General features: G+C 67.6%; 6 protein-coding genes. 4 read left to right on the forward strand and 2 right to left on the reverse strand.

Annotated features, from left to right (window positions below; translation table 11 throughout):
• Window positions 1–11 precede the first annotated feature (11 nt).
• Both VFK57_20820 and VFK57_20825 read right to left on the reverse strand, forming a co-directional pair.
• On the reverse strand, window positions 12–767 hold the full coding sequence (locus VFK57_20820) for a CPBP family intramembrane glutamic endopeptidase (GenBank protein ID HET7698171.1): 756 nt from the start codon (window positions 765–767) through the stop codon (window positions 12–14).
• Window positions 768–807: 40 nt separating this feature from the next.
• Window positions 808–1,329 (reverse strand): hypothetical protein, encoded by a 522-nt coding sequence (locus tag VFK57_20825; GenBank protein ID HET7698172.1) that lies wholly within the window; start codon window positions 1,327–1,329, stop codon window positions 808–810.
• Window positions 1,330–1,696: 367 nt separating this feature from the next.
• Between VFK57_20825 and VFK57_20830 the strand changes: the two genes are divergently transcribed.
• From VFK57_20830 to VFK57_20845, 4 genes are all read left to right on the forward strand, one after another.
• Window positions 1,697–3,100 (forward strand): sigma-54 dependent transcriptional regulator, encoded by a 1,404-nt coding sequence (locus VFK57_20830; protein ID HET7698173.1) that lies wholly within the window; start codon window positions 1,697–1,699, stop codon window positions 3,098–3,100.
• A gap of 195 nt (window positions 3,101–3,295) precedes the next feature.
• Entirely contained in the window at window positions 3,296–5,143 is a 1,848-nt protein-coding gene (locus VFK57_20835; protein HET7698174.1) for an ATP-binding protein, read from the forward strand.
• Between the two features lie 34 nt (window positions 5,144–5,177).
• Entirely contained in the window at window positions 5,178–5,777 is a 600-nt protein-coding gene (locus tag VFK57_20840; protein HET7698175.1) for a hypothetical protein, read from the forward strand.
• 306 nt (window positions 5,778–6,083) lie between these two features.
• Window positions 6,084–7,911 (forward strand): vitamin B12-dependent ribonucleotide reductase (locus tag VFK57_20845; protein ID HET7698176.1); only part of this gene is annotated, 1,828 nt, incomplete at its 3' end.

A 7,911-nucleotide genomic window follows, 5' to 3' on the forward strand; every position in this document is an offset into this window, starting at 1 on the left:
CCCATGCCAGGCTAAGCACCCCACACCAGGAATTTCGCCACCTGCAGCAGGTTGAATCCGGCGTGCCCCACCATCGGCGCGGCGATCGAGCGGCGGCGCAGGAAGATCAGACCCCAGAAGGCGCCGAGCACCGCGGTCGCGATCGCGACGTCCCGGCCCTGCTCCAGGTGCCCCAGCCCGAACAGGCAGCTGAAGATCACCAGTCCCGCCATGCCGCCGCCGAGGAACCGTTCGAACCGGCGCAGGATGAAGCCGCGCTGGACCTCTTCCCGCACGCCGCCGGCGATCATCGCCACGAACGCGAAGACCAGCGCGTCGATCCGGGTGCGCGCCAGCTCCGCCAGCGGATTCTGCGGCACGTTGCGCAGCGAGGGCGCGACCAGCTGCACGGCGAGCAGCACCAGCACCACGACGCCGAACGACGCCGGGACGAGCGCCAGGCCGACGAGCAGCTCGCGTCCGATCCGGCGGGCGCCGAACAGCTGCTCGCGGATCGACTCGCGGTGCGCCCGGAAGAAGAAGCACACCAGCCCGACCAGCAGCAGCGTGTCGAGGAGCGTCAGCGCGAACACGAATGGCGCGTTGAAGCGTCCGTCGGCGAGGCGCGGCTGCATGCCGAACGTGGCCAGCACGGTGACGATGACGATCTGGGTGGGGAAGCCGGAACAGAGAAGGACTTCGAGCGCTGCGGCGGCGCGCTCGACCGGCAGGACCACCGGCGGCTGTACCGCCGGTGGTTCCATCATCTCGGGCGCTGGATCCAGCACCCGCCGATCTTACGTCACGGCAAACGGCGAGCCGCGAACTTTACGAGCGCACCGGCACGCGGACGGTGAGCGGCGCCGTCAACCTCACGGACAGGTTCGCGCCCTGGCCGAGGCGGACTTCCTTGCCGCGCGTCGAGAGCACGTAGCCGGTGCCCGCCGCGCCGCCGATGACCGCGCCCTTGCGCGCCGCCCCCTTGCCGCCGGCGACGCGGCCGATGACGGCCCCGGCGGCGGCGGGCGCGACGATCTTCAGCGCGTCCTGCTGCTTGGTGGCCGGCGCCAGCCGCGAGATCTGCGCCGTGCTGATCCGGGAGGTCCCTTCACCCGGTGTGTCGATCCGCGTGAAGCGCAGCGCGATCAGACCGCGCCCCTTGACCCGCCCGGGCCGCTGCGCCTGCGTGACGTGGCCGCTCAGCCGCGTCCCCGCGGGGAGCACCTCTACGCCGTTCGAGCGAACCGCCGCGCGCAGCCGCCCTTCCACGGGCTGTTCGACGCGGCTGATGTCCGAGCCGACCGACGTCAGCAGGTCGATGGGCAGGACCGTGCCCGCCGGCAGCGTCACTTCCCGGTACGCGACCCCGTTCGCCGCCGCGTCCGGTGCCGGAGCGGCCGGCGTTGCCGTGGCGGCCGCAGCCGGGCTGGCCGCGGCTGGCGCAGCCGATGCATCACCCGCCGTTGCAGCTGGGCCAGCGGCCGCTGTACTCTCGGCCGGTTTCGCGGAGGACGCCTCGGCAGTTCCCTGCGGTGCCGCCGAGCACGCGGCCGTCAGTGCCAAAACCCCTGTAAACGCGATGAACCTTTTCATAATGGAGGGTATCGTGCAAGGGTACTGCCATCTCGAGTGCGGCTGGGTTTACCTGCGTTTCTGCACAGCTGGGAGCACGATCAACCCGGCTCCGATGTAAATTTTTCCTGCTAAACTCAAAATTGTGGCTACTTTGTCCGAGACCGATCAAACGAATCCCACCGCGGTAACCGACGAACGCGTGCTGATCGTCGAGGACGATCCCGCGACCCGGGTCGGGTTGTCGGAGCTCGTCAGCGCGTGGGGTTTCCAGACCGAGGCGGCCGCCAACGGCGAAGAGGCGCTCCAGAAGATCACGTCGTTCCGGCCGGCGATCATCGTGTCGGACCTCGTGATGCCGCGCATGGGCGGCATCGAGCTGCTCCGCGCCGTGAAGGATCAGCTCTCCGACCTGACGCTCATCCTGCTCACCGCCCAGGGCACCGTCGAGTCCGCGGTCGAAGCCATCAAGGAAGGGGCGTACGACTACCTCAGTAAGCCGGTCGACCCCTCGCGCCTCCGCATTCTCCTGCAGAAGGCGGTCGAGCGGCAGGAGACGCTGCGCGAGGTCAAGACGCTCCGCCGCCAGCTCCGCGAGCAGGGCTCGTTCGGCCGCATCATCGGCAACAGCCCGAGCATTCGCAGCGTCTACCGCATCATCGAGCAGGCGGCGCCGACCAACGCGTCCGTCCTCATCTGGGGAGAGTCGGGCACCGGCAAGGAGCTGGTCGCGCAGACCATCCACGAGCTCAGCCCGCGCGCCTCGTTCCCGTTCGTCGCGATCAACTGCGCCGCGATCCCGGAGACGCTCCTCGAGAGCGAGATCTTCGGCCACGAGAAGGGGGCGTTCACCGGCGCGCACGATCGCCGCACCGGCGTCTTCGAGCTGGCGCACCGCGGCACGCTGTTCCTCGACGAGATCGCCGAGATGCAGCCGGCCACGCAGGTGAAGCTGCTGCGCGTGCTGCAGGAGCGCAGCTTCCGGCGGCTCGGCGGCCGCCAGGAGCAGACCGTCGACGTGCGCGTCATCGCCGCGACCAACCTCAATCCCACCGAAGCGGTGAAGTCCGGCAAGCTCCGCGAGGATCTGTATTACCGCCTCAACGTCTTCGCCATCGAGCTGCCGCCGCTGCGCGATCGCCGCGAAGACGTGCCGCTGCTGATTCAGCGCTTCCTCAACGAGTTCAACAGCGTCAACGAGAAGGCGGTCAAGGCCATCGATCAGGACGCGATGCACGTGCTCGAGCAGTACCCGTGGCCGGGGAACATCCGCGAGCTGCGCAACATCATCGAGCGCGCCACCATCCTCGCCGAAGGGGACTTCATCGAGACCCGCCATCTGCCGCCGCTGCTCGTCTCGCGGGGCGAGGAAACGCTCCCGACGATGACGCTCACGCCGGGGACGACGGTCGACGAGGCGGAGCGGCGGTTGATCCTGCTGACCCTGGATCACACCCGCAACAACAAGACCCGCGCCGCCGAGATCCTGGGCATCTCGCTCAAGACGCTGCACAACAAGTTGAATCGGATGAAGGAAGAGGGCGCCTGAATCGATCGGGCCATCGGGCCATCGGGCCATCGGGCCATCGGGTGATCGGGCCATCGGGTGATCGGGCCATCGGGTGATCGAGTAATCTAAGGCGCCCGGTCGTCCGATATCCCGATCGCCGGATCGCCCGATCACCAGATCGCCCGATCGTCCGATCACCCGATCACCGGATCACCCGATCACCCGATTCTTTCTGTGTCCATCAAGTCGCGTCAGGTCGCCGGCGTCACCTCCCTGGTGGTGGTCATCGTCGCGGCGCTGTCGGCCTACCATCTCGCGACGCTCGCGCGTCTGAGCCTGACCGAAACCGCCTCGCGCGGCGACATGCTGCGGCAGGCCATCTATCAACGCGCCTTCGACGTCGTCCCCATGGCGAAGGATCCGTATACCGCGCTGCAGCAGGACGGCGGCATCCGCGCGCTGCTCGAATCGGCGGCCGGATACTCGCCGAACGTGACGTATGCGGCGATCGTGAATCGCGACGGCATCGCCTTCGCGCACAGCTTCAAGAGCGAGCAGGGGCAGCGCGTTCCGGATCAGGAGGACCTGACCAAGGTCCTCAACCGCAGTGCGTTCGAGCTGCTGCGCGCCCTGTATTCGGACCAGACCTTCGAGGTGCGGCAGCAGCTGCTCTTCGGCGAGCAGGAATCGGCGACGATCAAGATCGGCATCTCGACCCTGCTGGTGAAGAACGAGCTGCAGGAGGCGTTCCGGCTCGCGGCGCGGAACGTCGTGCTCGCGTTGTTGATCTCCACTGCCGTGGCGATGCTGCTCGCGCAGTGGATGCTGCGGCCGATCCACGTCATCCAGAGCGGCCTGACGCGGCTGGGACGCGGCGAGCTGGACGTGCGGCTGGAGCTGCCCGACGGCGCCGAGTTCAAGGATCTGGGGAGTTCGTTCGACGCGGTCAGCGCGCAGCTCTCCGAATCGCGGGCCAAGGCGCTGACCTCTGCGACCGACTTCGAGTCCGTCGTCGAGAACCTCGAGGATGCCGTCGCCCTGTTCAGTCCCGACGGCAAGCTGATCTTCTGCAATCCGGCGATGGCGACCGTGCTGCCGCAGTTCGCGACGTCGCCGACGCGGCACCTCGCCGAGATGGCGCCGGAAATCGATCCCATCCGATCGCTGATCGAGCGCACGCTCGACTCGCATCAGCCGCAGGGGCCGCTGACCCAGGCGGAAGACAAGAGCGGCGAGCTGCTCCTGATGACGCACCCGATCGACGACGGGCACGGCACGTTCGTCGGCGCGATGCTGGTGGCGCGCAATCTCGGCTTCATGACGCAGGTGCACTCGACGCTGAACTACTCGCGCAAGCTGGCGGCGCTCGGGCGGCTGATGGCCGGGGTCGCGCACGAAGTGAAGAATCCGCTCAACGCGATGACGATTCACCTCGAGCTGCTCAGGAGCAAGATCGCGCGCGCGGCGACGCCGGCCGCCGCGGCCGCCGGGCGCGGCGGGCCCGCGGGGGGGCGCGACCTCGCCGTCGCGTCGCCGGCGCAGGACATCACCAAGCACGTCGACATCATCGCCGCCGAGATCCAGCGGCTCGATCAGGTGCTCAACGGATTCCTCCGCTTCGCGCGCCCCGACGAGCTGAAGCTGCAGCCGGTGCATCTCTCGACGGTGGTGAGCGACGTGGTGACGACGGTGACGCCCGAGGCGGAGGCGCGGCGGATCAGCGTGCGGCACGACTGCCCGCGCGATCTGCCGGAGATCAACGCCGACCCGGCCATGATCCGGCAGGCGCTGCTGAATCTCGCGCTGAACGGCTGCCAGGCGATGGCCGACGGCGGCACGCTGCGCATCAACTGCCACGCGTCCGGACGGCGCGTGCACGTCGACGTCGAAGACACCGGCGTGGGGATCCCGCCGGAGAACCTGCAGAAGATTTTCGATCTGTACTTCACCACCAAGGAGAAGGGCAGCGGCATCGGGCTGTCGATGGTCTACCGCATCGTGCAGCTGCACGACGGCGAGGTGGAAGTGCAGAGCACCCCCGGGCGCGGCACCCGTTTTCGTCTGGCGTTTCCCAAGGCGTAACGCGGTAGAATCATTCGATACACACATGATGTTGATGAGGCGGCTCGTCTGGGCGTTGCCGGCGATGCTCCTGCTCCCGATGCTTTCGGGCTGCGCGGCCCTGTCCGCCCGCAGCAAGGCCCCCGAGCTGCCGCCGATGAACGTGCCTCCGCCGCCCCCCCGGCTGATCGAGCCGGCGCCCGAGCCGCTGCCCGAACCGGTGGCCGACCTGCCGGCTGCTCCGCCCGCCTCGCCGGTGACGCGGGGCACGTCGCGGCCGCCGACGTCACGACCGGCCGCTCCCCAGGACACGAGGCCGGCGGATCCGAAGCCGGCCGAGGCGGCGCCGCCGCCGGTGCAAGAGCCGGCGCCCGTGCCGCAGCCACCGCCCCAGCCGGCGCCGCAGCTCCGGACCCCGCAGACGGCCGACTCGGGCAACGCCGAGAAGAACATCCGCGCCACCCTGGATCGCGCCCGCTCGCTGCTCTCGAACGTCGATTACCGGCTGCTGAATTCCGAGCGGAAGAAGGCGTACGACGACTCCAACCGGTTCATCAAGGAATCGGAAGACAAGCTGAAAGAGGGGAACTTCGTGTTCGCCGAGGCGGTGGCCATCAAGGCCGAGCGGCTCGCGAAGGAACTCGCCGGAAAATAGGCAGCTCGGCGTTTAAATAGGGCACCCGCAGAAAGTTAACGCCAATTGTCAACATCTTGCGCCTGACCTAATCGAGGCGCACAATATGTTGTAGATCACCGCTTGACATCCACGTAAACGGGGTCCATATTTGTCCGCCAGCGCGACGGTCGGCTTGTCCGCCGGAGCCCGGACGGGCGAAGGCGGAACACGGGGCATCCCAGCCCCCGGGACTTGCCGGAAGTCACGCGATCCAGATCAAAGTTTTTTCGTCGGGGCCGACCCGTGGGGACGGGTGTAGGCCGCGCATTGGGCGGAGGGATGAACATGGCGCGAGCGGACCAGCGCAGTGAACAGGCGAGCGCACAACCAGTTGGTGCGGCTTTCCCGCCTTCGCAGGCTACGGCGGGCCACCGTAGTCTCGGCGAGGGTGGCAACGCTGCCGTCCCCGGTCTGGAATACGAACGCTTCTTCTCCAGCGAGGGTGTCGACCCGTTCGACGAGGTCGAGTGGGATCTCCGCTCGGCGGTCATCGGGTCCGAGAAGGGGGAAGTGGTCTTCGAGCAGCGCGACGTGGAGATTCCGAAGTTCTGGTCGCAGCAGGCGACCAACATCGTCGTCTCGAAGTACTTCCGCGGGCAGATCGGCACGCCCGAGCGGGAGCGCAGCGTCAAGCAGCTGATCGGCCGGGTGGTCGACACGATCACCGGCTGGGCGGCGAAGCAGAAGTACTTCGCCAGCGAGGAGGACCTGCACGCCTTCTCGGCGGACCTCAAGCACCTGCTCGTCTACCAGAAGGCGGCGTTCAACTCGCCGGTGTGGTTCAACGTCGGCTTCGAGAAGGCGCCGCAGTGCTCCGCCTGCTTCATCAACTCGGTGCAGGACACGATGGAGTCGATCCTCGGGCTGGCGAAGACCGAGGGGATGCTGTTCAAGTTCGGCTCGGGCACGGGTTCGAACCTGTCGAACATCCGCTCCTCGAAGGAGCTGCTCGCCGGCGGCGGCACCGCCTCGGGCCCGGTGTCGTTCATGAAGGGGTTCGACGCGTTTGCCGGCGTGATCAAGTCGGGCGGCAAGACGCGGCGCGCCGCCAAGATGGTGATCCTCAACGCCGAGCACCCGGACATCGTCGAGTTCATCAGCTGCAAGGTGGAGGAGGAGAAGAAGGCGTGGGCGCTGATCGACGCCGGCTATGACGGCTCGTTCACCGGCGTCGCCTACGGCTCGGTGTTCTTCCAGAACTCGAACAACTCGGTGCGGGTCACCGACGAGTTCATGCGCGCGGTGCTCGACGACGGCGACTGGACGACGCGGTCGGTGACCACCGGCGAGCCGATGGAGACCTACAAGGCGCGCGACCTGATGCGGATGATCGCGGAAGGCACCTGGATCTGCGGCGATCCGGGGATGCAGTTCGACACCACGATCAACGACTGGCACACCTGCCCGAACAGCGCGCGGATCAACGCCAGCAATCCGTGCTCCGAGTACATGTTCCTCGACGACACGGCGTGCAACCTGTCGTCGATCAACCTGATGAAGTTCGTGCGCCCCGAAGGGGACGGCAAGGATGCCGGCGAGTTCGACGTCGTCGGCTTCGAGAAGGCGTGCCGGACGATGATCCTGGCGCAGGAGATTCTGGTCGACAACGCCAGCTATCCGACGCCGGCGATCGAGAAGAACTCGCATGCCTACCGTCCGCTGGGCCTCGGCTACGCCAACCTCGGCGCGCTGCTGATGTCGCGCGGCCTGCCCTACGACAGCAACGCCGGCCGCGACTACGCCGCGGCGATCACCGCGCTGATGCACGGCGCCGCCTACGCCGAGTCGTCGCGCATCGCGCGCGATCACGGCGGTCCGTTCGCCGGCTACGAGAAGAACAAGGAGCCGATGCTGCGCGTCATGCGCAAGCACCGCGCGGCGCTCAAGGACATCGACAAGACCAACGTGCCGAAGGAGCTGATGGAGTCGGCCAAGGCGGTGTGGAACGAAGTGATCGAGATGGGCGAGCAGCACGGCTTCCGCAACGCCCAGGCGACCGTGCTCGCGCCGACCGGCACCATCGGCTTCATGATGGACTGCGACACCACCGGGGTCGAGCCGGACATCGCGCTGGTCAAGTACAAGAAGCTGGTCGGCGGCGGGATGATGAAGA

The organism is Vicinamibacterales bacterium, assembly GCA_035699745.1.
Taxonomy (GTDB): domain Bacteria; phylum Acidobacteriota; class Vicinamibacteria; order Vicinamibacterales; family 2-12-FULL-66-21; genus JAICSD01.

Bases quoted from the DNA above. Each gene is read 5' to 3' on its own strand.
- VFK57_20840 (HET7698175.1), top strand. From the start codon at position 5,178: ATGAGGCGGCTCGTCTGGGCGTTGCCGGCGATGCTCCTGCTCCCGATG.